The organism is Geoalkalibacter subterraneus (assembly GCF_000827125.1).
Taxonomy (GTDB): Bacteria; Desulfobacterota; Desulfuromonadia; order Desulfuromonadales; family Geoalkalibacteraceae; genus Geoalkalibacter_A; species Geoalkalibacter_A subterraneus.
In genome coordinates this window covers 1,606,815-1,629,925 of record NZ_CP010311.1, presented here as the reverse complement: position 1 = coordinate 1,629,925, position 23,111 = coordinate 1,606,815, and the positions used below count along the sequence as shown (strand labels likewise).

Here is a 23,111-nt window from a genome sequence, read left to right as displayed (position 1 = left end):
ACAATCACGGGCAGTGGCGGATGAGACCGACCACCACCCCCTCGATGCGAAAATCCTCTTCACCTTCGATCACCAGCGGTTCCATGGCGGGGTTGGCGGGGTGCAGCTCAATCCGTTCGCCCTTGCGCACCAGCCGCTTGACGGTGGCCTCGCCGCGAATCAGGGCCACCACGGTCTGCCCGGATTGGGCCTGGGGCTGCTTGCGCACCACCACGAAATCGCCATCCAGAATCCCGTCGCCGACCATGGAGTCGCCCTTGACCCGCAGCACGAAGTTCTCTCCCGATCCGACCATGGAAGCCGGAACTTCGATGGTGTCCGGCGTGCTGATCGCTTCGATGGGCCGGCCTGCGGCCACGGTTCCCGCCAGGGGCAGTTCCAGGCTGTTCTTTGCCACCGAAGGACGCACCTGCAGGCCGCGACGGGCATTCCAGTCCTTGCGCAACACCCCTTCGCGCTCCAGGCGCACCAGGTAGTTCTGCACCGTGCCGAGGGAAGAAAATCCAAAGGCGTGGGCGATCTCCTGCTGGGACGGTGCATACCCTTCCCGTTCGGTAAATGAAACGATGAAGTCGAACACGGCTTTCTGCTTGGGCGTCAATGGACTCATAGGCACCTCCTCATGCTTGTTTCAACTTATGCGTAAGTTCTGCGTATGTCAAGAACGTCTGTCAAGAACGTCTGCATTAAATCCAAAAAACATTTCTGAAAACGACTTTCATTTCTTTCTTGACTCACAAAACAATCTCTGTAAAATGAAAATCGTTTTCAGATTCAAGCATCGTATTTACTATAAAAAGGAGACCTATCATGCCTGAGTCGTTGAGACGGCTGAACATCAATGAAAAAGCAAAGATCACTTCGATTGCGGCCGGTGGAGAGATCAGCCGCCGACTGCGGGATATGGGACTGACACCCGGCACCATTGTACAAGTGGTCGGACGGGCGCCGCTGAAAGACCCCGTTGCTTTGAAGCTGCGCGATTTCATCCTGACTCTGCGCAACAACGAAGCCGACGTTATTATGATCGAGAAAATGGAGAATGCATCATGAGCTATGCCGCGACAATCGCTTTTGCCGGCAACCCCAACTCGGGAAAAACAACTCTGTTCAATGCTTTGACGGGGGCGCGTCAACGCGTCGGGAACTATCCCGGCATTACCGTTGAGCGCAAAGAAGGGCAGTTCAATTTCAACGACCTGAAAGTCAACATCATTGATCTGCCCGGATGCTATTCCCTGTCGGCCTACTCTGAAGAGGAGCTGGTGGCGCGCAAGGTCCTGGTCGATGAGCGGCCCCAGGTGGTCGTCGACATTGTCGATGCCACAAAGCTCGAGCGCCATCTCTACCTGGCCGTTCAGTTGTTTGAACTTGGGGTGCCGGTGGTCCTGGCGCTCAACATGATCGATGATGCGAACAAGCAGGGTTTGCGTATCGACACAGCCCGTTTGAGCAAGCTGCTTGGCTGCCCGGTTGTGGCGACCGCGGCCCGCACCGGACTGGGCAAGCAGGAGTTGACTGAAAAAGCACTGGCGCATGGTCGTGAGCGCGCCGGGAAATGGGAACCGCTGTATATCTCCTACGGTCCTGACATCGATCCGGCGCTCAAAACCATGAGTGAGAAAATCGAGGCCGGTTGCTTCATGACCAACCGTTACCCGGCGCGCTGGGTAGCCCTGAAGTACATGGAGGCGGATGAGGATGTCCTGGGAGCGGGGCGCCTGCTTGGAGAGTTGCATGATGAGCTTGAAAAAATCGTCGCTGAGACCCGCGAACATTGTCTCAAGACCCTGAATACCGTTCCCGAGGCCATTATCGCCGACTACCGGTACGGCTTTATCAATTCGATTCTTAAACAAGAGATCATTACGCGCGAAAAAACTCAGGAAGAACGCATCGACATCAGCGCGAAGCTGGATATGATCCTGACCAACCGCGTCCTCGGCCCTCTCATCATGGTCGGCATTCTCTATGCGATGTTCTTCATCACATTTACCGTAGGGGAAATCCCCATGGGATGGCTGGAAGGCCTGTTCGGATGGATGGCAGAAATGGGCACGGTCCTTATTCCGGAAGGGCTCGTTCAGTCGCTTGTCGTTTCAGGCATCATCGAAGGGGTGGGCGGTGTGATGGGATTCGTTCCGCTGATCGCCATTATGTTCGTGATGATCTCGTTTCTTGAGGATTCCGGCTACATGGCCCGCGTTGCCTACATGCTCGACCGGGTCCTGCGGGTCTTCGGCCTGCACGGCTGCTCCGCCATGCCTTTTATCATCTCCGGCGGCATCGCAGGCGGTTGTGCGGTGCCGGGCGTCATGGCCACACGGACCCTGCGCAGCCCCAAGGAGAAACTTGCCACCCTGCTGACCGCGCCCTTTATGCCTTGCGGAGCGAAGCTGCCGGTCTTTCTGCTGCTGGTTGCAGCCTTCTTCTCCGAGCACAAGGCCCAGGTGATGTTTTCCATCACTCTTTTCGCCTGGATCATGGCCCTGCTGGTTTCAAAGCTGGTGCGTTCGACGATCATCAAAGGGGAGCCGACTCCTTTTGTCATGGAACTGCCCCCCTACCGCATGCCGACCCTGCGCGGAGTCGTGATCCACGCCTGGGAGCGCGCCTGGCAGTACGTTAAAAAAGCGGGCACCGTCATCCTGGCTGTTTCCATCATCCTGTGGGCCGCGATGACCTTTCCCGGGCCGCCGGCTGAGGAGGTCCTACAGTTTGAAGCTCAGCGGCAGAGCGTCGCGGCGGCCACACTCAGCGAAGAACAACGTGAAACCAGACTGGCCGAGATCAACAATGCCGAGGGGCAGGCGGCGATCCGTCACTCCGTGGCAGGACGCATCGGAACCTTCTTCGAGCCCGTCAGCCAGTGGGCCGGTTTCGACTGGCGCACCAACATCGCCCTGGTCGGCGGTTTTGCCGCCAAAGAGGTCATCGTCTCCACCTTCGGCACCGCCTATTCGCTGGGCGAACTGGATCCGGAGGAATCCACCTCCCTTTCCTCCCGTCTGGCGGCCGATCCTACGTGGAACAAGTACACGGCATTGGCCCTGATCGTCTTCGTGCTGCTCTACGCGCCCTGCTTCGTGACCGTGGTCACCATGGCTAAAGAGTCATCCTGGCGCTGGGCCCTCTTCGCAATGACCTTCAACACGGCCCTGGGCTTTATCTTCGCCGTGCTGATTTTCCAGGTCGGCAGCCTGCTGAGCTGACCAAAGGAGCAAACCATGTCAAGCTTTTGGGATATATCCATCACCGTCGCGATCATCGCAGGAGCCGTTTTCTATCTCTACCGCCGGTTCGGGGCAACCCGGGCCGGCGGGGATTGCGGCTGTTCCAGCGATCCGACCAGCCAGAGCAAAAAAACAGGACCGGCCCATTCGGGATGCGAAGGGTGTGGCTGCTGCAAGCATTGAACCTCTGGATCAGCCGCCCCGCAGCATCATGAGCTGGGTATAGGCGATAAAGCCTCCAATGACAACAGCGAGAATCAGCAAAATAAACACCATCTTCTTAGACATATTTTCTCCTTGATTATTTGGATCTTTTTGCCGCCAATCCCTCGCGCAGGATATTGACACCTCCGAACATAATCTTTCAGCCTCCTGAAGTTCGCTTTCAGGCTCCGCCATACTGATCCTTTCGACAAAAATCCTTCCCGGTATCGCCAGACAACCATCTATTTCTTTGGCCTTCGTCGGAAAAGTTTAACATACACAACGTGACATACTTTGTGGAAAGAACATTGCTTGGTAAACTGAGTGCGTACCAGAGTTTCCGGTTACAATTTGCCAAATTTGTTCTGATTTCAAAGTTTTAGTTTTCTCAGACATAGAGAAAGCAACCCAGGTGGGAAATCTGATGGGGAGACAATCGATCGAGATCAGTTACGCTGTTCGCCTGCGGGTGATCGGCAAGTATTTCGGCCAGCTCAGTCTTGTTGTTGCTGTTCTGACACTGGTGCCGCTTGCCGTTGCCCTCGGCTACGCTGAGTTCGGCCTGGCTTTGCGCTACGCGGTCGTTGCCGCTGCGATGGCCGTTATTGGGATGCTGCTGGCGCGGATCCGCGCCGGCAGCAGAGTCCAGCCCAATGAAGCGATGGTTCTGGCCGCGTTGACTTTTCTAATCACTCCGCTGCTGATGACCTATCCGATGATGGGCGCAGGATTAAGCTTTGACGACGCTTTGTTCGAAGCGATTTCAGCCGCCACCACAACCGGCCTCAGCACCCTGACAACGGTGGAAGACAAATCACCGGTTTTTCTGTTTGCGCGGTCCTGGATGCAGTGGTACGGCGGGTTGGGAGTGGTCGTCCTGTCGCTGGCCCTGCTGATGCGCCCGGGAATTACGGCCAAGAGCCTGGCCGTCACCGAAGAGGTGACCGATGATCTGGTGGGAGGCACCAAAGCTTACGCGCGGCGGGTGGTCATCATCTATGTGATCCTGACCAGCATCGGCATCACTGCACTGCTGTTGGCCGGCAGCGGATTGTTCAACGCCGTTGTCTACACCCTGGCTGCTGTGTCGACGGGCGGGTTCGCTCCTCACGACGCCAGCCTCGGCCATTTTTCCGGCGGCATAATCCCCTGGTTGACCATTCTGACCTGTCTCGCCTGCGCTCTGCCGCTGGCTTTGTACGGAAGACGCGAGAGGTGGAGGGCTTTCTTCCAGGATCTGCAGTTGCGTGGGCTGCTCCTGCTTTCTCTGTTCGTGAGTCTGGCATTGAGTGCCTGTCTGTATTTCTACATGCAGCAACCCTGGGACCAGGCGCTGTTCCACGGACCGCTGCTTGCCCTCTCAGCTCAGACGACAGCCGGCTTCGCCACCTTCAACCTTGGAGAGCTTGATCCTGTTTCCAAACTGATCACGATCCTGTCCATGGCTGTCGGCGGCGGCATAGGGTCCACTGCTGGAGGGATCAAAATACTGCGCTTCATCATCCTGCTGCGGCTGGTGCAGCTGACCTTGGTAAAAACCTGCCTGCCCCCCCACGCGGTGCTTGATCAACGCCTGGGAGGACACCGGCTTGCGGATGATCAGATCCGCCAGGCTCTCCTTTTGTTCCTGCTTTTTTTTACGGTTATCGCCTTCTCCTGGCTCCCCTTCCTGATGTTGGGCTACGATCCACTGGATGCGCTTTTCGACGTGGTTTCAGCCACCGGCACCGTAGGGCTCTCCTGCGGGGTGGTCGGTCCGGACCTGCCGGTCGTGCTTAAGGCCGTGTTGTGTGTAAACATGCTGATGGGCCGGCTTGAAATCCTGGCCTGGCTGGTCATACTCTATCCAAGAACCTGGTTTGGCAACCGTGTGGAGGAATCATGAGGATTGTGTTTGTGGGCGCCAGCGAGCTGACCATAACGACTGCCCGTCTGCTGATGGATCGCGGCAACGAGATCATTATTATCGATTCCGACAAGAACAAGATCGAAGAACTCTCGGAAAACCTCGATTGCAGTTTCCTGCATGGCGACGGCAGTCATCCGCAGATTCTGCGCGAAGCCGACCCAAAGCATACAGACATTCTTTTCTGCCTGACGGACAACGACCAGAACAATATCATCGCCGCTCTGGTGGGAAGGACCCTTGGATTCAAACGCGTCGTCCTCAACATCCATGAATGGGAGTTCGAAAATATCTGCCTGGAATTGGGGCTCGAAGACATCATCATCCCTTCTCGCACCATCAGTCGCTATCTGGCAGACATGGTAGCCGGAGTAGACATTCTGGAACTCTCCACGGTCATGAAGGGGGAGGCACGCTTTTACACCTTCACGATCGATCAGGAACACACCCATCAAACCATCGACGACCTTGAACTACCCGATCAGGCCCGGGCAATCTTCTTCTACCGCGATGGTGATTTTTTTCTGACCGAGAAAGACATTAAATTGCAGGAAGGAGACGAACTTGTCCTGATCTGCCACAGCGAAGTGCTCGACAAACTAAAGGAGAAGTTCTCGCCATCACAGACCGCAAGCAATCACAATCACGACACGCAGGAGCAATCCAGCGGAAAAGAGTAAAGCGCTTCTACGAGATCCTCTTCCTGCTCCAACACCCTCAACGCCTGTACAGCCGATGCTCGGACATTTTCGTTTTCATGTCTGAGCAGATCGCGCAAAGCGGGTAAAGACTGCGGAGCGAAGGCGGTTAGGGCATGAGTAGCACGGGCACGAATACGCCAGGTCTGATCCTCGACCAATCGAACCAAAAGTGATGGCGTCGCAAAAAGTCCGTCCTACGGCGTTACGGCGCTTTTTCAGGACCTCGACATACCTGATGTATGCCTTCGCCCCTTTAACCGAGGCCACGGCACGACAGCGTCCAATCGTTGCCATCGTTCCCTTATCCCGATACTGAAAAGGTTCCCGTTTGGACTTCCCCTCGCCGGCTTCAATTTCCGACCGGATGTTTTTTGCCACATGCTGCCCCATCTGGATCGCAGCCGGAGCGACACCTGGAACAGTTTTTTGAGTCAAAGAATCAACAGCATGCGCCAGGTCCCCAGCGACGAAGACTTCCGGATGCCCCGGGAGGGACAAATCCGGGTTGACGGGGACCCTCCCAGCCTTATCAAGAGGAACTCCCAGCGTCTGTGCGAGGGGCGCCCCGCGCACACCGGCCGCCCAGATAATATTTGCAGCAGGCAAAACCTCTTCTCCAAGCTCGACTTCACCCTCGCGGAAATCCGTGACGGGGCAGTTCAGGCGCACCTCAACCCCCATGCGCTCGAGTTGCTTCCGGGCAGACTGTGACGATTCTTCCGGCATTGCGGGGAGCAGCCGGCTTCCCGCCTCAATGAGAATCACCCGGGCGGTTGTAGTATCGATAAACCTGAAATCGCGCGGGATCGCATGGGCGGCAATTTCCTTGAGAGCCCCGGCCAGCTCAACCCCCGTGGGGCCACCTCCCACCACCACAAAGGTCAGCTTGGCACGACGCGCTTCATAATCGGTTTCCCATTCAGCTTCTTCGTAGGCGAGCAGCACCCTGTTGCGGATTTTCAGGGCATCTTCGACCGTTTTGAGTCCCGGGGGAAAATGAAGGAGTTTAATCCTGAAAGGTGACAGGCCGATTTTCGCAAAGGGAAAGAAGCATGTCCCTTTTTTCAGAATATCATCATGCCAAACCGAGGGGAAGCAGGGCTCACAGACAGTCCAGGGCACCACACAGATAATCGAACCCGACCCTCTCCTGTTCCAGCCGAATCCGCTCTCCCCAATGATTGTCGCGCAACTGATCGTAGAGGGCGGCTTCTTCTTTGTTTAACTTATCGAGGTTTGCCGTTTCAGGCTTCATCTCCTGCCCCCAGAGCCGTCGATGGCCCAGAAAGGTCCGGCGGTCCATGAGGAAGGATCGAGCGTGGGGGAAAAACCTGCGCAACTGATTAAGAATAGCAAAGCCGTGGGTATCGATATCGCCCCAATAGTGGATCTCTTTCTCATTCAGCCAGGGGGCGGAGGCGAGGTTTTCGAAACCGTATCCGGCGCCGAAAATCACCAGCGCCTCGGGAACCTCCGTAAAAGCCAGGAAGTTGATCTCGTTTTCGGTGATAAAAACTTTCGAGACCGGCAACTCAAGAGACGAGAATGACCGCTGTGTCAGGGTGATGTCCTGCTCCTCCTGGCCCGGAAGGAGACGGAGGCTGGAATCAAGCACACGAAAACGCACCCGTAGAGGTTTATCCCGAAAGCCGTAGCGGCGACAGAACCCCGCGACACCGCTGTGAGAAGGATCAATGGCGTCTGCGGGCAGAACCAGATCGAGCAATTCGGACAAAACGCCGCGATGTCTTTCGATCAGCTTGGTGTGGACACCCGCAAGATCGATCTGGCGCAGATAAATCCCAGGGCGGGGATGCTCCCGCAGCCAATGGGCAACCGCCAGCAGGCGGGTCCAGTCATCGGCCAGTTCCAGCGCCCGCAGCGGTCGCTTGATCAGCCAGGGGATCAGCTGCGGCAGAGATTTCCGGGTTTCTTCCACGATGGCCGCAAGACGCTGCGCGTCCTTCTGTCTTCCAGTCAGGCTCAGAGCGTCGTCCAGGGAATCTACCCAGATTTCCGCCGGGACGGCATTGGCACCAAGAATGCGGTGATTGACGTTACGCCATACCAGCCGATAATGCTTCGCCTCGCCGTCAAGGCGCGCAATCCAGTTGCGCACTTCGTCAAAACGTTCCGCCAGCTCTTTGGACCCGGGCCCCTTGAGAGTGATTCGCCGCGGGAAAAGCTCCTCTCCGCCCACCAGCTGCGCCGGCAGCAGGCCGCGGTCCCAGAGCCTTCTCACCTGGGCACGCACATCGGCGGGGGTCGTCCAGCTCATGCCTGCTGCCTCTGCTTCTCGGCCCGGTATTCTTCGATACTCAGATTGCGCAGCACGGAGGTGCGGCCGTTTTCGTTATGCACAAAACCGACGCCGGCGACGAAGGGCTCGATGATGTGGATCTTCTGCAACGGCGTGACGATGAGCAGCTGCAGGTTGAGCTGAGCGAAAAGTTTGAGTCCGTACTGAGCCGACTCATCGGAACCGCGCCCGAAGGCCTCATCAATCACCACGAAGCGGAAAGAGCGCGAGCGCACCGCACCCCATTCGAGGCCGAACTGGTAAGCAAGGCTTGCCGCCAGCACAGTGTAGGCGAGCTTTTCCTTCTGCCCGCCCGACTTGCCCCCTGAATCGGCGTAATGTTCATACTCGTTGTCGTCTTCGCGCCAGCGCTCGCTGGCGGCAAACACGAACCAGTTGCGCACGTCGGTGACCTTGGCGGTCCAGCGCCGATCCTGCTCGGTCTGCCCCTCACGTCCGCGGAAGCGCTCGATGATGCGCCGCACCTGCAGAAATTTGTTCTCGGAATACTGGGCGTCGTTGGAGCCGGTCAGCGCCCCTTCCGTACAGGCGCGCAATTCGGCCTGAAAATCGCGGATATCCACATCGGGAGCGGCCTGGGTCTCCAGCACGATATAGCGACCGGGGTTGTAATCGATCTGAATCAGCGATTCGTTGATACGGGCGATGCGCTCCTTGATGGTTTCACGCTCCCGGGAGAGCTGCGATTGAAAATTGGCCACCTCGCGGATGGTATTTTCGTTGAGCAGCTCCTTGAAACGCGCCTCGAAACGGGGCAGATCATCGGCCTGCAACTGATCGAGCATGGCGCGATAGTCGCCGGCGGCTTCCACTGCCACATCCACCTCCTGGGTTTCCAGGGGATAATCGGTCTGAAACTGGCGCATGGCGTCGATGATTTTATCCCGCAGGCGTCCCAGCTTCTTGTCTTCGGCATCGATGCGCGCCTGCAGCCAATCGCGCATATCGCGCTCGCGGTTGTCGCAGGATTCCACCGTGAGCTGCTGATCGCCCAGCGCCTCATCGCGCAATACGGCAAGGTGATCGAACTGCGCATTCTGATCCGGAGTCGCATCCTGATGCACGGCTTCGGCCTGGCGTCGCAGTTCCTGGGCATCGCTGCGCTTTTGTTCGGTCCTGGAGCGTTTGTCGTAGCGATCCTTGAGGTGCTGATCCGTTTCAGCCAGCGCCTTTTCCACCTCCTGCAGCTGGTCGGCGAGGGTTTTCAGAACGTCAGAGGCAGCTTCAAGGTCGGCTTTTTCATCTTCCAGGCGGGAGATCTCGAGCGCCAGAGGACGCCAGTCCAGCTCGCCAAAATCAGGATATTCATCGAGCTTGGATAACAGCCCGAGGCGTTCTTTGAGAACATTCTGCTCCTTCTGCAGAGAGGAGATATGTCCGCCCGTTTCTGTCAGTTCCATTTCCAGAAGACGGGCTTTTTCTTCCAGGGCGGCAATTTTGGCGGCGTTGCTCCAGCCCAGCACATAGCGGCTGCGGTCGTCGATCCGGTGCCGGTCGTCTTTTTCGTGGCGCTCCCCCGGTGCCTTGATCTGGCCGGCGCGGGTGATGGCTTTTGTCTCGCGCCGGAACTGCTCCTGGTCGTTGCAGCAGGCCAGATCGAAGCGATGGGCCACCTCGCGCTCGAGCCAGTCGTAAAAGGCTGAATCAGGCTTGACCAGAATCTTGCGGGCGAGAGAATGGGGATGCAGGGACGGCAGCTCCGCAGGCGCCCTTTCGCGTACCCGAAAGTAAACCAGCCGCCCACGCAGGTGGGTCGCATCGACCCATTCGGCCACGCGCGCATAGTGCTGGTCGGGCACCAGCAGAGACAGTCCAAAATTACGCAGCAGGCGCTCGACGGCTCCCTCCCAGTCACGCTCATCTTCACGGACCTGCAGCAACTCGCCGGCAAAAGGCATATCGTCTTCGGCAAGATCAAGGGCCCGGCACAGGGCGCGACGCACCGCGACCTGCTTTTCGTCAATGTTGCTGCGGCGCGCCTTCAGACCGCGGATCTCCTCCTGCAGCTTTTCGTGCTCGCTGCGCAGCTGGGCGAAGGAGACTCCAGCTTCATTGAGGTCATTCTGAATCCGTGCTTCATTCTCCAGGGTCTGCTCACGCAGGTCGGCACACTGGCGACGACGAACCAGAAAATCCTCTTCGTTGTCGGCCGGGACCAGTTCCAGTCCCTGCATCAATTCAGCATAGCGTTCGGCTTTATGCCGACAGCGTTGCAACTCACCCTGTTTGCGGCGGATTTCTTCGGCAAGGGTCTCAATGCGATCGCCACCCTGCTCGGCAATGGTACGGCGCAACTCACGTTCCCGCACCTGCTGCTCGTGACGCTGTACTTCCAGACGGGCAATGCGAGTCTGGTGACGCTGAAGCTCTTCATCCAGGGATTCGAGGCGTTTGTCCAGCAGTGCCATCTTGAGGCCGGCAAACCAGGGGCGCAGCCCCTCCCGGCAGGCGCGCAGGTTGTCCCGGGACTGCACCATCTCGCCGTGCCGTTCGCAGTCCGCCACCAGGGGCTCGAGCATCTCCACCTGGCGCTTGGCTTTAAGAACAGCTTCGTGGGCCCGGTTGAGGTCGTCGAAATGGCCGATCAACGCGCTGATGCGCGGCGCCACATCGAAGGGCTCAAGCATATGATTGCGGACGAAATCCGTGAGATTGCCCACCGATTTAAGGGAAACGGTCTGCAGGAACAGATCAAGAGCCTGCTCGTTGTCGATGCCGAAACGCCGCCGGAACCAGGCTCCGTAAGGGGGGAAGCTGTCAAACAACTCCGCTTTGTCGCCCCGCAGACGTTTGCGCAGCTGCGCGATATCGGTCCCGAAGCGGGAAAAATCGGCAGAGATGGAAAGATCGCGCTCACAGGCGACATAAAAACGGGCCGGCTGCCCCTGAACATCCTTCATCCAGAACACCTGGGCCAGGGTCACCGTTTTGTTGTAACCGGCGTTGTGGAATACGCCCAGAATGACCGAAAAACTGTTGTGGTTACGCAGGGCCACCGGCTTAACGCTGCCGAGGGTATCCTGACGCTCCGACTTGTAGTAGCCCAGCACATAGGAGCGCAGGGAGCGCTCTCGGGCATCGGCCCCGGCGGCCTTGTTGTAGGAGATGCGCTGACTCGGCACCAGCAGAGTGGTGACGGCATCCACCAGGGTCGATTTCCCCGAACCGATATCGCCCGTCAGCAGCGAATTCCTGCCATCGAGGTTCAGCGTCCACACCTTGGAGTCGAAGGTCCCCCAGTTCAGGACCTCCAGGCGCTGCAGTCGGAATCCGGCCAGTTTGTCGTCGCCAATGAATTCAAGCTCCAGGGTTTCACTCATCGTCACCCTCGTTCTCCCCAGCCCGTTCCTGTTGCCCGGTCAGTTCCAGTTGCCCAGTCAGTTCCTGTTGATATTCAGCCAGCCGCCGGTCGAATTCGGCCAGCCACTGGGCATCGACAAACGCCTTGATGATGCGTCGCACCTCGAACATCTTCTCCTGCCCACGCAGACGGCGCACAAAACCGAGTTCGGCGATCTTGTTGAGATGGGTGTCCACCTGATCGATCAGCCGGGTTTCGTTACTGCCTGCAGGGAGAAAAACCCGGATCAGGTCGACCACTTCGTCGCGGGACAGAATCAGGCGGGTTTCGCCGCCCCCGGCATCGGATTCCGCCAGCTTCTTGCGCAGCAGCGCCAGCAGCAGGCTGACGGGAAAAGAAAGACGGCGGCGCGCAACAAGACGCGGCAGCTTGCTCCCCTGCTCCTCGTCATCATCGGGCCGCGAGCGCAGAAAGGCGTAACCTTCAGCCTCGTCAAGCATGAGTTCAAGCCCCAGGACGGCGACATAGTCGCGCACCCGAGCCTGCAGATTGAGGAGGCCATTCCACAGGGGCGTATTTTCATCCTGGTAAATGACGCCCTTAAGCAGCGGGATAACGACTTGAGAGAGGTCGCCGTCGTTTTCTCCTGCGGGGATCGGTTCGGGGTGAGTTTGGTTCATCCGTTCTTCCTCAAAAAGACTATGCGCGGCAGACGGGCGCGACGGACCGTTCCCTCTTCGGTGCGCCATTCGATCAGATCCTGCTGCTCCTCGTCAACCACAGCTTCGGGCCAGTCGCCGGCCAGATGCAGATAGGTCAGCAGCTCCGCCAGGCCATGGCGCAGGGGATGGCGGGCAACGACCTCGCCGAGAGTAACCTGGGAGCGCTCCTGCAGAGCCTGGCGCAGGTTGCGCAGCAGCTCGGCGCGATCCACCACAACCTGAGCATAAAGGGCCGCCGTATCAATGTCCGTTTCACCGCTTTCCAGCTCCACATCGGCAATCACCGGTTTGACCGGCGGGCTGTAAAGGGGGCGTTCAAAAGGCAGATCAACGCGTGGAGCGCTCTCCGCCAGCTCCATGAAATCGCGAGGGGGTGGAGTCTCTCTCACCGCCAAGGCGCGCCCCTCAATGTCGTGCAGGATATCCATGATGCGGCGATTCTCCAGCCAGGCTTGGTCGTCGAGAAAACGCCGCAGCTGCTGTGACAGGCGCGCAACGGTACGCTGAGTATGTTCGCCGGCTTCCAGCCAGTCGTAATGCACCCGCCGCAGGCGCGCATCAGGGTGCATCTCGGCAATGGGCTCAAGTTCGAGAACCTGTTCGAGCAGATGACTCAACTCTTCCTGGCGACGCTGGGACATGAGAAAATCCCAGAAGGCACGAAAGCTTTTGCCCTGGTCGGAATCGGCGATGGCATCGCGCTCGCCCATGATCTCTTCGAGCAGCGTACCTTTGGCGCCCTCCCACAGGGCGATGCGCTCGCGCACCCGCCGATCGAGAGTGCGGAAATTGTGCTCCACCTCTCGAAAGTCGGTGAGCAGTTCGCGGGCGAGCTGCAGAAACTGCTGAAAGCGATCCTTCAAGGCGGTTGCATCCAACAGCGGGATATCGCCATCGAGGATGCGGGCAATTTCGGCGTCGATTTCGTTCCGGCGCTTGTGCAACTCCGCGATGCGCGTTTCGGGATCGGTCTGGCTGCCTTCACTCATCTGCCGCAGCAGCTCAAACAGGGTCAGCAGCCGCGACTCGGTCCCCACGAAAGCGCGCTCGGTCAGGCTCTCCAGCCAGGCGATGGCTTTTTCCGTCGCCGGAGTCAGGTCGAAATGAGGTTCATCTGAGCCGGCAGGATAGAATTTACGCAGCCAGCCCTTCTCGTTATCTGCCCAGTCGTTGAGATAGGCGGCGGCCGAACGCGGAAACGCCTCTTCTCCATACCGGTCGCGCAGAGCGAAAAGCTCGTCCTCAAGCGCTTCGGCCAGATCGGCCTGCGCCATGGTGCGCACGTTGGGCGCGATAAAAACCCGGTGCAGAAAGCTCGCCACCAGAGGGGCATGATCTGAACGCAGCAGTCGCCAGGCGGGATGGTTTTTGCGCAGAAGGTCAAGAGTGGTGTAATCGAGAGACATGAAGTGAGTCTTTGCTGCGAAAAGTTTCTTGCTGAGCACCCTTCAGGTACGATCATTCGCAGCTGAAAAGAGCTGGCTTGACCGGCGTTGAATATTCAAGCGTTGATTAGCCTGCGTTGCAGAAGCGTCTGCATGTCACGCCGCCCGTCCACAATCAGAAGAACGTAGACAAAGTCATCGATGATTCTGTAAACAATGCGATACGGCTTAAAGAAAACCTCCCGGTATTCCTGAATCCCGATATCGAGTAATTCTTTGGGAGAGGCTCCCCGCAAGGGATTTTCTGTCAGACTTTCAAAAGTTTTTTCTATCCGATCAAGGACATTATCCGCCTTTCCCTCGACATCAAGGTGAAAAATATAATCATAGATATCCTCGAGGTCGTGAGCAGCGTCCTGCGTTAAATAAACCTGAAACGGCATCAAAAGCGCTCCCGCCGCTCCCGCAAGCGTCTGACGATTACGCCAGCAGGCTGGACCTTCCCTTCTTCAATTTGACGAGAACCAAGAGCAAGCATTTTCAGCAACGCCATGGTTTCCTGCATCTGCTCATAACTTTTAATGTTCTGGATGACCGCCTTCGCTTCGCCATTCTGAGTAATAACCAGGGGCTCACCCTGCTCTCCAAGATTGCGCACAATCTCTGCGGCATGAGCTTTGAGATAGCTGATTGGCTTGATCTGGCTGCTGAGTCTCATGAACACCTCCCTAGAGACTAAATATAGTCCATAAAAAGTCGTCAGTCAAACCTTCAAAATCAGATAGCGCTCGCGGAAGGATTTGCGATCTGAAAGGCCAAGGGCGGATTGCAGCGCCTCGCGGTCCATTTTGCCTGGATCGCCGCCAGTAGATCACTGCCTTAGCCTTGAAAAATCCGGGCAAAATTATACCCCTTGGTCACCGCCAGGCCTAACGGCCCGGCAAAGAAGACAGCACCAACATCAACGAGATTGAAGTTCTGGCTGGATTCAAAACGAGAGAATACCCCATCAAGAGAACCTGTCAGGTTCAGTTGCTGCCACAGGCTATTCAGGCACGTTGTCCCTGTTGGCCAGCAATGTCGACGTTAACCAGAATGACCATCGTCTGCTTTCCTGGTTGGGCACTTGCCAGGTCGGCCTGTGCAACATCGCACCAGATTCGGAGACCTGGACAGGTCCACCCCCGCAGATATCTCCCACATGATGAAATAAGGGGATTGTCCCCATCAGGGGAAAAGTGGTATAAGGAAGCATCAATCCATGAACCGCAGGGGTGATCCCTGCGGTTTTTATTTTTTCTGAAAAAGGACTTTCCCACGCAATGATCAGTGCATCAAACATCTCTCTCGCCTATGGCAAGAGAGTGATCTTTAAAGACGTTAACATCAAGTTCACCCCCGGCAACTGTTATGGACTAATCGGCGCCAATGGTGCCGGCAAGTCGACCTTTCTCAAGATCCTGGCCGGTGAAAACGAAACCGACAAGGGCGAGATCAACGTCACCTCGGGCGAGCGCATCGCCATGCTGCGCCAGGATCAGTTCGCCTTTGATGAGCAAACCGTTTTCAACACCGTTATCATGGGGCACAGGCGGCTTTACGAGGTCATGATCAAGCGCGAGGCGATCTACGCCAAGGCTGACTTCAACGAAGACGACGGCATCCGCTCCGGCGAACTGGAAGCCGAATTTGCCGAGATGAACGGCTACGAGGCTGAAACCGAGGCAGCAGTGCTGTTGAATGGCCTCGGCATCCCGGAAGAGCTTCGCCACAAGAAAATGAAAGAGCTTGAAGCCGGCGATAAAGTGCGGGTGCTTCTCGCACAGGCCCTTTTCGGCAACCCGGACATCCTGCTGCTTGACGAACCGACCAACCACCTCGACCTCGAATCGATCACCGCCCTTAACAACGGCTTGATCGACTTTCCAGAAGTGGTCCTGCTCTCCTCGCACGATCATCAATTCGTCAATACTGTCGCCAACCGGATCATCGAGCTCACGCCGTCCGGCATCATCGACCGGGTGATGAATTTCGAGGAATATCTGGACAACCCCGAGATCACCCGCATGCGCGAACAACTCCACCAGGGACACGCCGAACTGTCACTGTAACCCTCTTTCTCAAGGAGTGCTCCATGGCCAAAAAACCCAATTACAATTTTGAAAAACGAAAAAAAGAACTGGCGAAAAAGGCCAAAAAAGAGGAAAAGCGGCTACGCAAGCGTCCAGACACAGAAACTGCTGAAGACACAGCAAACGACGAGACGGATGGAGAGCAGGAAAGCGACTCTGAATGAAGGATATTTCAACAAACAAAGATCTTTTCGTGTCCGACATCTCATTCAACGCCACAGAAGACGACCTGCAGAAACTTTTTGCGATCTGCGGGACGGTGCGTTCGGTTCACCTGATCAATGATCGTGTCTCGGGGCAGTTCAAGGGCTGCGCTTTTGTGTGCATGAGCACTGCAGACGAAGCCCGGGATGCCCTCAACATGCTCGACGGTGCCCGCCTGGTCGATCGCTGCATCCGCATCAAACCGGCGCGTCCCAAAAAAAACACTGCATCTGTCATGGAGACGGCTCAGGAAAAACCCCGGCGCACGCGGCGCTCAACAAAGAGAAAGTAAATATCTGCTCCAAGAGAGCCGTTTCAGAGCCTGAAGCTTTCCTTGCTCAAGGTGCGGGGTAATCCCATTTGACACCCGTTATTTTAACGGAGTCATTTTGAGGCGCTTGGAAATCGCCTTGGCCAGCTTGGCGTATCCTTCGGCGTTGGGGTAGGTCTCTTCCGTGCTCAACTCCTCCCGAGAGAGGATATTGGTCAGTGAGTTGATCTCAATGCGGACGTCCATTTCGCGGGAAATCTCTGAATAGAACGTTGCCGGCTGGAGGAAATGGGCCGGCGGGGGAACAGCGATCAGAAGAACTTCGGCATCGGCTTCCTTGATGAGCCGAATCATCGCTTCGAGATTAGCGACGAGCTTCTTCGCCTTGAGTCCCTGCCTCATGTCTGCGCCGCCATGGCAAAGGATCACCAGGTCGGGACGCACCTCGGCGAGAACCCCGGGCAGCCGCTCCAGCCCTTCTGCGGTGGTCTCCCCGGGCACCCCGGCGTTGACCACCTTACGGTCTATCAATCGCTCGAGCACCGCGGGGTACCCTTCTCCTTTTTCGGCGCCGGTGCCGTAAGTATAATCATCACCGAAAGCCAGGATGACTGCGTCTTCGGGAAGAGCCTCCAGGTCGCGCTGACAGCCGACAAAAAAGGGTAACAACAGAACCAAGAACAGCAGGAGGAAAATACGATACATCAGGCACTACCCTTCAAATGATGTTCAATAATAAGCCAGGTCGGGCCAATGAGCTGGGTCGGACCTGCATAACATAGCATAATGTGCCAGACGCGCCCCGGCAAAAAGTACGAGATGCGCTTGCATGGCATTCCATCCCCCCCCTTTAACATTTCATTTCATAGCCAAAATGGGCCGCTTAAAGCCTGAAAAAAGGTGCAAAAACGGTTCTTTGAGCCTAGTTTCAAATACCTGGGTTGGTCTGCCCCCGGACCGATCCGGACCAGATAAAACAGCAGACTCACCGCCGACTTACTTCTTGAACCGCTCCGCAAGGGCCGCAAAGGGTGAATGTACCAACGAGGCGCCCCCCGTCTCGTTCGGAGAACTATCCGCGTCCCGCTGCTCCTGTATGCCCCGGGTATGTTCGTGATCGTGACAATAAATGCACAGAAGTTCCCAATTGCTGCCGTCGGGCGGGTTGTTGTCGTGATTGTGGTCTCTGTGGTGTACGGTCAGCTCACGCAGTTTCTTCCCTTCGAATTCGCGAGCACAACGCCCGCAGACGTGAGGAAACAATTTCAGTGCTTTCTCCCGATAACTGGCTTGCCGCTGCGCTTCTTCCTTGCGCATATCAGCAACGAGACGTTCGCGTTGTTCATCAGTGGTGTTTTTCGGCATGGGCTCCTCTCTTCCATCCGGTTGACCTACTGTTACGCACAAGGGGTCAGGCTTGACAAATGGGGATTCGCAATCATTCCCTGAATTGCTTCAAAGCGCTCCTCCAGGGGTGAATCACTCTCGATCCGCATCTCAAGCCTTCGAGCCGCCTGACTCAAACTCGACACATCCTGCTTGATCTCCCTTCCAAGATCGACCATCGTCAACATCTCAGTTTCTCGCACAAGCAGAGACGCCATGGCACGCGCTTCCGAGATCTTACGCACTCGGCTGCGACTGGCAAGTTCGGCTTTTCTCAAGCCATAAGCGCGGCATACAGCTTCGATTAAGGTTTCAAGAGTCAGCTTTCCTCTCGCGGGCTCTTCGGCTTGAGACAGTGCCTCTTCGATAAACCTGTCGTCACCCAGTGCCCTGCCCTCAAATGAACCAGTATGGAATTCTTTGCGATACCCCTCTTCCATACCATCTTCAATAAAGCGATGGTAGCGTTCAGCGTCGGGGAATTGACCGAGGACCCAGTCGGTCGTCAGCCAGGGAGGTTTCTCACCGCCGAGATAAGCACAATGGCTTGACCATGGATAGCTCTCCGGACGCGCCACCATGCCGGCTCGAATGGGATTGAGATGAATGTAGCGCATCAGTTCGAGTAAATAACTGTCAGCATCGATTAGCAGCGCCTTGTAGCGCCCCTGGAAAAGATGACCGGTTCTTTTATATCGCCGGTTGAAATACTGTGTATATCGAAAGCCGAGATTCTGCATGATGCGGGCAAGAGGTATTTCCTTGACCTGTACGGCAAGATGAAGGTGATTGCTCATCAGGCAGAAGGCGTGGATGCGGTGGCCGAATCGTTCAGTGCCGGCTTGAAGCAGAAAGAAAAAGCGGGATCGGTCCGCTTCGTCAAGGAAAGTATCCTGGCCATCGTTTCCGCGGAGGATGACGTGGTAGGCAGCACCTGGAAAATGAATGCGAGGTTTTCGGGGCATAGCGCAATCCTACAAGGGTTTCCCCATTTGTCAAGCCTGACCCGAAATGCGAAGCCTGACCCGAAATGGAGGCACTGCTGGGCTCCTGAGCAAATCACCAATAACGGTTTGAGTGGATCGAGAGAAGGAATGAGCGCCTGCCCCGGCGGCCCGGTGGAAGCAGGTTTTTCGTCGGCCTGACCAGATTATCAAACAGGCTCGGGCCTGGTGCGGCAGGGCAGGACGCTCTTTTGTGGGTGGCGGCTGCATGCGTGGTGCGGCAACCGGGAGATCGGGCAGTCAATGGGTGACTTGCGCGATCGCCTCTCTGACTTCCTTCCGGAACTTGTCCGATGGCGTGACAACAACGTCGCATTTGCCGACATGGGCCTTGAAACGATCGGTCTGCTGGTAGTTCTCGTAGATCTGGCGCAGGCGATCGGCCATGGCCTGTACTTTCGGCGGCTCGACGTTGTCGCGTTCCACCAGGGTTTTAAGGTTGTTGATCTGCCCGTCCTCGATCCAGGCAATGCCGAACTTCTTGGGCGGCTTGCCGATAAAGACAAAGGCGCGGTCATCGCCCGGGACAACCTCCAAGGGCTGCTTGGCCTCGTCGGACAGGGTTTCGATGTGATCCTTGAATTTCTCCAGGCGGTTCACAACGGGGCTGGAAGGATTGATTTCGGGATAATCGTTTTTGCTGCCGAACAATTTGTTAAAAAATCCCATTTCAAGCTCCTTTTCTGCCGACAAAAAACCTTTATTTTTTAACATTATACAAGTTAACGCATAAAGCAACCCATTTTTAAAAAACCGTTATAAACGCAACGTGCCGGATACTAAAAAAGCCCCGGAAAGAAGCTCTCCGGGGCTTTTGAAACGTCGGTGAAAACCGATCAGATTTTACGCACATTCGATGCCTGGGGACCTTTTTGTCCCTGGGAAACGTCAAATTCAACGCGCTCCCCTTCGGCGAGACTTTTGAACCCGTCGCCACCAATTGCACTGAAATGCACGAAAACATCAGGTCCGTTGTCCTGCTCGATAAAACCGAACCCCTTGGCATCGTTGAACCATTTGACTGTACCTTGAGCCATTGTCTTTTTTCTCCTTGTTCTCCGTTCTGGAATCTTCGGGATCCCACCGATAAACCGATGGAACCAAGCAATTAACTAATGTTTAACCGGAAAACAAAAAAACGCAACAGGAAAAAAGACATTCGCCCAAAATAATTTATCTCATTTTAGCGGGCCACAACCTGGAATTACGCTTCTCCGGGCGGATTAGCTGCAGATTTGGCTGAGGTATTTCGTTTCTTTTTCTTCTCTACCTTGGGTGGGCGGCGCACCGTCCGTGGCAGTTGCAGGGTAAACACCGAGCCCTTATCCGGCGCGCTGCGCAGCTTCAGCGTGCCGCCGTTGCGGCGGGTCAGCTCCCGCACCAGCATCAGGCCGATGCCGCTGCCCTTCTCTCCCCTCGTTCCACGCTTGGAGAAGGCAAAATACTTGCTCATCAGCAATTTCTGTTCTTTGCGGGTGAGGCCGACGCCATGGTCGATCACCTCGATACGCGTTTTGCCGCCGCGCTTGCGACCGGTCAGTTCAACCTTGCCCTGGGGTCGCGAAAATTTGATCGCATTGCTGATCAGGTTGCGCAGGATGGAGCGCAACTCGGTGGGGTCGGCAAATATGCGCGTGTCATTCTCCAGGTTGTTGGTGATGGTGACCTCTTTATCGCGCCATTGATCGGCGAGGTCATTGACGATCTCATCGATCAGCTCCCGCGCCTCGATCAATTCCGGTTCAGGGGCTGCGTGCTGGCGACGCAAGCGGGCCCAGTTCAAAAGATTCTCAAGCATCTGGAAAGTGTTTGCGGCGCTTTGGTGGACATCGGAAATCAGTGTCGCGCGGTCTTCTTCGGAGAGATCCTCAGGGGGGTTCTGAAGCAGTTCGGTGTTACCGAGCAAGGTAGTAAAGGGGCTTCGCAGATCGTGGGCGATGACTTCAAGCAGCCGATTCTTCTCCCTGTCCGACTTCTGAAGACGCCCGGCCAGCACCATGGTATAAATGGTGGCGCTGCCGCCCAGAACGACAATCAGCGCGGTCTCAAACAGAGCTTCGGTAAAATTGAAGGGGGTCAGCGGGGCCTTGAACAGCACGTGGGGCAGATCCAGATATTCATTGAGCCAGATAAAGCCGATAATCACGGCGAAAGCACCGCCCTCGATCCATAAAATTTTTCTCCACAGTTTTTCCATCGTAATCCCGTTCCTCTCCTGACATGAAATCGCCCTGTACGCCTTAACCCGGGTTAGCGGGCGCAGACCAGAGACTCAACGGTCCACGATCATAACGCATCGTGCTGCCGGTGGCACCTGATTTTTCATTGGTCTGGGAAAATCCGATGAGACGCTGAATATCAGGTAGAATATCCAGAAAAATAGCCCTGGAAATTCTTATTGAAATCAGTAATTTACAGATTGAAATATTTCCTGTCGTGAACCGGCTTTTTGACATCACCCAAGGTTCATGTTAGTTTCTTGGCTGTCTTCGATTTTCGGCGGGTCTCCCGCCCGTGAAAAATAATTTCAGACGAAAGTGAGTCATGTTTTTTTATAGTCCATTTTTTATTTTGTTCAACACGAAATGTTCTACAACCATGCGCTGGATTTGTTCGATGCTCATCCACGCCGCACGACTCCCCTCTCGTCCACTCCCGCAAGCACCTATCTTCATCACCACCTGATCGTCATCTGCGGTTGATCCGTCTGGCTGATCGCGTTTCATGCATCGGCCGACCGTACAGAAAAGACTCAGGCGCGCAAGCGCAACCACATAAATAACCGGGGCATTGCCGTGCGCCCCCCAACGACAAAGGAGAAGTCATGCAGCAAGAATGGCAGCAGCAGTTGCGCCAATTCGTCAACACCACTGAATCTCTCGAAAAATTCGTCAACCTCACAGACGCAGAACGCAAAGCGCTGGAGGATAACAGGACCACCTGGGGCACGACACCCTATTTCGCTTCGCTGATGGACCCCGACGATCCCAATTGTCCGATCCGCAAGCAGGTCATCCCCTCTCCCCAGGAGAAGGTCAATAAATACGGCAAAACCGACTACCTGATGTGGAAGGAAAACCGCGCCACGGAAGAGGTGCGCCCTGACAGCATCGCGCGTCAGTACGAAGATCGCGTGGCTTTCACCGTCACCCAGAACTGCGGCGTTTACTGCCGTCACTGCTTCCGCAAGGAGCTGGTAGTCGACGGCGATCTGAGCTTCGACTTCAACGTGGACGACGGTCTGCGCTGGATCGCCGACCATCCTAAGGTGCGCGACGTCCTGGTGACGGGCGGCGACCCGTTTCTGCTCTCTGACGAAAAGCTCGACTACCTGATCAGCAAACTGCGCGAGATCGACCATGTACAGATGATTCGCTTCGGTTCACGTGCGCCGATTGTGCTTCCGCAACGCATCACACCGGGGCTCAAGAAGGTACTGGGCGGTTTCCACAAGGTGCCGATCTGGGTCAACACCCAGTGCAACCACCCCAAGGAGCTGACTGAAGAGACCGCGCGCGGCGTGTACGATCTGCTCTCCTGCGGCGTCAACGTCGGCAACCAGGCCGTCCTGCTCAAGGGGATCAACGACGATGTGGAGACCTTCCGCGAGCTGCATCAGAAGCTTCTGCGCGTGCGCATCCGCCCCTACTACGTGTTCTACTGCGAACCGGCGCCGGGCATCGACCACTTCCGTACGCCGGTGGAAAAAGGCGCGGAGCTGATCCGCGACGCCCTGCGCGGACACACGACCGGGCTTGCGCAGCCCATGTACGTCATCGCCACCAACATCGGCAAGATCCCGCTGATGCCCGATTACTACATCGTGGGGCACGATGACAAGGAATACACCCTGCGCAACCATAAGGGCCAGACTACGACCATTCCCAACGTGCCTGAATAAAACGCACCCCCTGCCGGTCTCCTGCGGGCGCACTGCGCCTGCGGGCCGGCAGGTATCTTTTAATGCCCTCATTCTATGAAAGGAGTGTAGTTATGGAGATCAAGGTCTATGACGACAATCTGGCCAAAGCAATGAAAGTGATGAAACGCAAGCTGCAGCAGGACGGCTTCTTCCGCGACATGAAGCGTCGCCGCTTCTATGAGAAGCCCAGCGTCCGCCGCAAGCGCAAAGAGGCGGAGGCTGCACGTCGCCTGCGCAAAAAAGCACGCAAAATGGCGCGTTTCAGCAGCCGTTTCTAAGGCTGTTTCGAGGCCGGTTCCTTTCAGGAGCCGGCCTTTTTTTATCTGCTGTTTAAAAAAAATCAACTTTTCCCTGATTTCTTCAAAAAAACCATTAATTCCTGTACTTCTTTTCACTATCATCCCTTTATTGCATATTTTA

26 protein-coding genes and 1 pseudogene are annotated in these 23,111 nt (G+C 56.3%); 10 read left to right on the top strand and 17 right to left on the bottom strand.

What is annotated here, in order from left to right:
• Positions 1–4 precede the first annotated feature (4 nt).
• Entirely contained in the window at positions 5–610 is a 606-nt protein-coding gene (lexA, locus tag GSUB_RS07460) for a transcriptional repressor LexA (protein ID WP_040200025.1), read from the bottom strand.
• A 200-nt stretch (positions 611–810) separates the two neighbouring features.
• Here lexA and GSUB_RS07455 point away from each other — a divergent pair, with 200 nt between their 5' ends.
• The 5 genes from GSUB_RS07455 to GSUB_RS07435 all read left to right on the top strand — a co-directional run bounded on the left by GSUB_RS07455 (position 811) and on the right by GSUB_RS07435 (position 6,023).
• Positions 811–1,053: a FeoA family protein gene (locus GSUB_RS07455; RefSeq protein WP_040200024.1), complete on the top strand. Its 243-nt coding sequence runs from the start codon at positions 811–813 to the stop codon at positions 1,051–1,053.
• Positions 1,050–3,212 (top strand): ferrous iron transport protein B, encoded by a 2,163-nt coding sequence (gene feoB, locus GSUB_RS07450; protein WP_040200022.1) that lies wholly within the window; start codon positions 1,050–1,052, stop codon positions 3,210–3,212. Before GSUB_RS07455 ends, feoB begins: the two co-directional genes overlap by 4 nt.
• Before the next feature lie 15 nt (positions 3,213–3,227).
• Entirely contained in the window at positions 3,228–3,416 is a 189-nt protein-coding gene (locus GSUB_RS07445; protein ID WP_040200020.1) for a hypothetical protein, read from the top strand.
• A gap of 445 nt (positions 3,417–3,861) precedes the next feature.
• Positions 3,862–5,322 (top strand): TrkH family potassium uptake protein, encoded by a 1,461-nt coding sequence (locus GSUB_RS07440; RefSeq protein WP_052464733.1) that lies wholly within the window; start codon positions 3,862–3,864, stop codon positions 5,320–5,322.
• Entirely contained in the window at positions 5,319–6,023 is a 705-nt protein-coding gene (locus tag GSUB_RS07435) for a potassium channel family protein (RefSeq protein WP_040200018.1), read from the top strand. The genes GSUB_RS07440 and GSUB_RS07435 overlap by 4 nt, the downstream gene beginning before the upstream one ends.
• On the opposite strand, the gene GSUB_RS20060 is transcribed toward GSUB_RS07435, so the two are convergent.
• The 10 genes from GSUB_RS20060 to GSUB_RS19035 all read right to left on the bottom strand — a co-directional run bounded on the left by GSUB_RS20060 (position 5,987) and on the right by GSUB_RS19035 (position 15,114).
• Complete coding sequence (locus tag GSUB_RS20060) at positions 5,987–6,202, bottom strand: HEAT repeat domain-containing protein (RefSeq protein WP_158414057.1); 216 nt, start codon at positions 6,200–6,202, stop codon at positions 5,987–5,989. The two genes, GSUB_RS07435 and GSUB_RS20060, sit on opposite strands and share 37 nt — an antisense overlap.
• Complete coding sequence (locus GSUB_RS19380; RefSeq protein ID WP_158414056.1) at positions 6,099–6,989, bottom strand: NAD(P)/FAD-dependent oxidoreductase; 891 nt, start codon at positions 6,987–6,989, stop codon at positions 6,099–6,101. The genes GSUB_RS20060 and GSUB_RS19380 overlap by 104 nt, the downstream gene beginning before the upstream one ends.
• Before the next feature lie 157 nt (positions 6,990–7,146).
• A complete protein-coding gene (locus GSUB_RS07425) occupies positions 7,147–8,322 on the bottom strand; it encodes a Wadjet anti-phage system protein JetD domain-containing protein (RefSeq protein ID WP_040200016.1) in 1,176 nt (391 codons plus the stop codon).
• Positions 8,319–11,684: an ATP-binding protein gene (locus GSUB_RS07420; RefSeq protein ID WP_040200015.1), complete on the bottom strand. Its 3,366-nt coding sequence runs from the start codon at positions 11,682–11,684 to the stop codon at positions 8,319–8,321. The genes GSUB_RS07425 and GSUB_RS07420 overlap by 4 nt, the downstream gene beginning before the upstream one ends.
• Positions 11,677–12,345 carry a DUF4194 domain-containing protein gene (locus tag GSUB_RS07415; protein WP_052464728.1) on the bottom strand — a complete coding sequence of 223 codons (669 nt, stop codon included), beginning with the start codon at positions 12,343–12,345 and terminating at the stop codon, positions 11,677–11,679. Before GSUB_RS07415 ends, GSUB_RS07420 begins: the two co-directional genes overlap by 8 nt.
• On the bottom strand, positions 12,342–13,793 hold the full coding sequence (locus GSUB_RS07410) for a DUF3375 domain-containing protein (RefSeq protein WP_040200013.1): 1,452 nt from the start codon (positions 13,791–13,793) through the stop codon (positions 12,342–12,344). The genes GSUB_RS07415 and GSUB_RS07410 overlap by 4 nt, the downstream gene beginning before the upstream one ends.
• A gap of 95 nt (positions 13,794–13,888) precedes the next feature.
• Positions 13,889–14,215 (bottom strand): type II toxin-antitoxin system RelE/ParE family toxin, encoded by a 327-nt coding sequence (locus GSUB_RS07405; protein WP_040200012.1) that lies wholly within the window; start codon positions 14,213–14,215, stop codon positions 13,889–13,891.
• A complete protein-coding gene (locus GSUB_RS07400; RefSeq protein ID WP_040200010.1) occupies positions 14,215–14,490 on the bottom strand; it encodes a type II toxin-antitoxin system Phd/YefM family antitoxin in 276 nt (91 codons plus the stop codon). The genes GSUB_RS07405 and GSUB_RS07400 overlap by 1 nt, the downstream gene beginning before the upstream one ends.
• Before the next feature lie 45 nt (positions 14,491–14,535).
• Positions 14,536–14,619, bottom strand: a complete 84-nt coding sequence (locus tag GSUB_RS20215) for a hypothetical protein (RefSeq protein ID WP_492211717.1) — start codon at positions 14,617–14,619, stop codon at positions 14,536–14,538.
• A 198-nt stretch (positions 14,620–14,817) separates the two neighbouring features.
• Entirely contained in the window at positions 14,818–15,114 is a 297-nt protein-coding gene (locus tag GSUB_RS19035; protein ID WP_144401980.1) for a hypothetical protein, read from the bottom strand.
• Here GSUB_RS19035 and GSUB_RS07395 point away from each other — a divergent pair.
• The 3 genes and pseudogenes from GSUB_RS07395 to GSUB_RS07390 all read left to right on the top strand — a co-directional run.
• Positions 15,095–15,737: pseudogene (locus GSUB_RS07395) on the top strand (ATP-binding cassette domain-containing protein); the annotation flags it as partial. The gene GSUB_RS19035 and the pseudogene GSUB_RS07395 sit on opposite strands and share 20 nt — an antisense overlap.
• Before the next feature lie 169 nt (positions 15,738–15,906).
• The gene (locus tag GSUB_RS19625; RefSeq protein ID WP_200890178.1) at positions 15,907–16,068 is read left to right on the top strand and encodes a hypothetical protein; all 162 of its coding nucleotides are present in this window, start codon (positions 15,907–15,909) and stop codon (positions 16,066–16,068) included.
• Entirely contained in the window at positions 16,065–16,400 is a 336-nt protein-coding gene (locus GSUB_RS07390) for an RNA recognition motif domain-containing protein (protein ID WP_052464726.1), read from the top strand. The genes GSUB_RS19625 and GSUB_RS07390 overlap by 4 nt, the downstream gene beginning before the upstream one ends.
• Positions 16,401–16,478: 78 nt before the next feature.
• Here the strand turns inward: GSUB_RS07390 and GSUB_RS07385 are convergent, their stop codons facing one another.
• From GSUB_RS07385 to GSUB_RS07360, 6 genes are all read right to left on the bottom strand, one after another.
• On the bottom strand, positions 16,479–17,084 hold the full coding sequence (locus GSUB_RS07385) for a GDSL-type esterase/lipase family protein (RefSeq protein WP_040200008.1): 606 nt from the start codon (positions 17,082–17,084) through the stop codon (positions 16,479–16,481).
• Between the two features lie 291 nt (positions 17,085–17,375).
• A complete protein-coding gene (locus GSUB_RS07380; protein WP_040200007.1) occupies positions 17,376–17,744 on the bottom strand; it encodes a YajD family HNH nuclease in 369 nt (122 codons plus the stop codon).
• Between the two features lie 32 nt (positions 17,745–17,776).
• Positions 17,777–18,730, bottom strand: coding sequence for a transposase (locus tag GSUB_RS07375; RefSeq protein WP_040200006.1), 954 nt, complete (start codon positions 18,728–18,730; stop codon positions 17,777–17,779).
• A gap of 279 nt (positions 18,731–19,009) precedes the next feature.
• Positions 19,010–19,438, bottom strand: a complete 429-nt coding sequence (locus GSUB_RS07370; protein WP_040200005.1) for a hypothetical protein — start codon at positions 19,436–19,438, stop codon at positions 19,010–19,012.
• Between the two features lie 167 nt (positions 19,439–19,605).
• Positions 19,606–19,806 carry a cold-shock protein gene (locus tag GSUB_RS07365; RefSeq protein ID WP_040200004.1) on the bottom strand — a complete coding sequence of 67 codons (201 nt, stop codon included), beginning with the start codon at positions 19,804–19,806 and terminating at the stop codon, positions 19,606–19,608.
• Between the two features lie 167 nt (positions 19,807–19,973).
• Entirely contained in the window at positions 19,974–20,966 is a 993-nt protein-coding gene (locus GSUB_RS07360) for a sensor histidine kinase (protein WP_040200003.1), read from the bottom strand.
• Positions 20,967–21,593: 627 nt separating this feature from the next.
• Here GSUB_RS07360 and GSUB_RS07355 point away from each other — a divergent pair.
• Both GSUB_RS07355 and rpsU read left to right on the top strand, forming a co-directional pair.
• Positions 21,594–22,670 (top strand): KamA family radical SAM protein, encoded by a 1,077-nt coding sequence (locus GSUB_RS07355; RefSeq protein WP_040200002.1) that lies wholly within the window; start codon positions 21,594–21,596, stop codon positions 22,668–22,670.
• 92 nt (positions 22,671–22,762) lie between these two features.
• Positions 22,763–22,969, top strand: a complete 207-nt coding sequence (gene rpsU / locus GSUB_RS07350; protein WP_040200001.1) for a 30S ribosomal protein S21 — start codon at positions 22,763–22,765, stop codon at positions 22,967–22,969.
• Positions 22,970–23,111 lie beyond the last annotated feature (142 nt).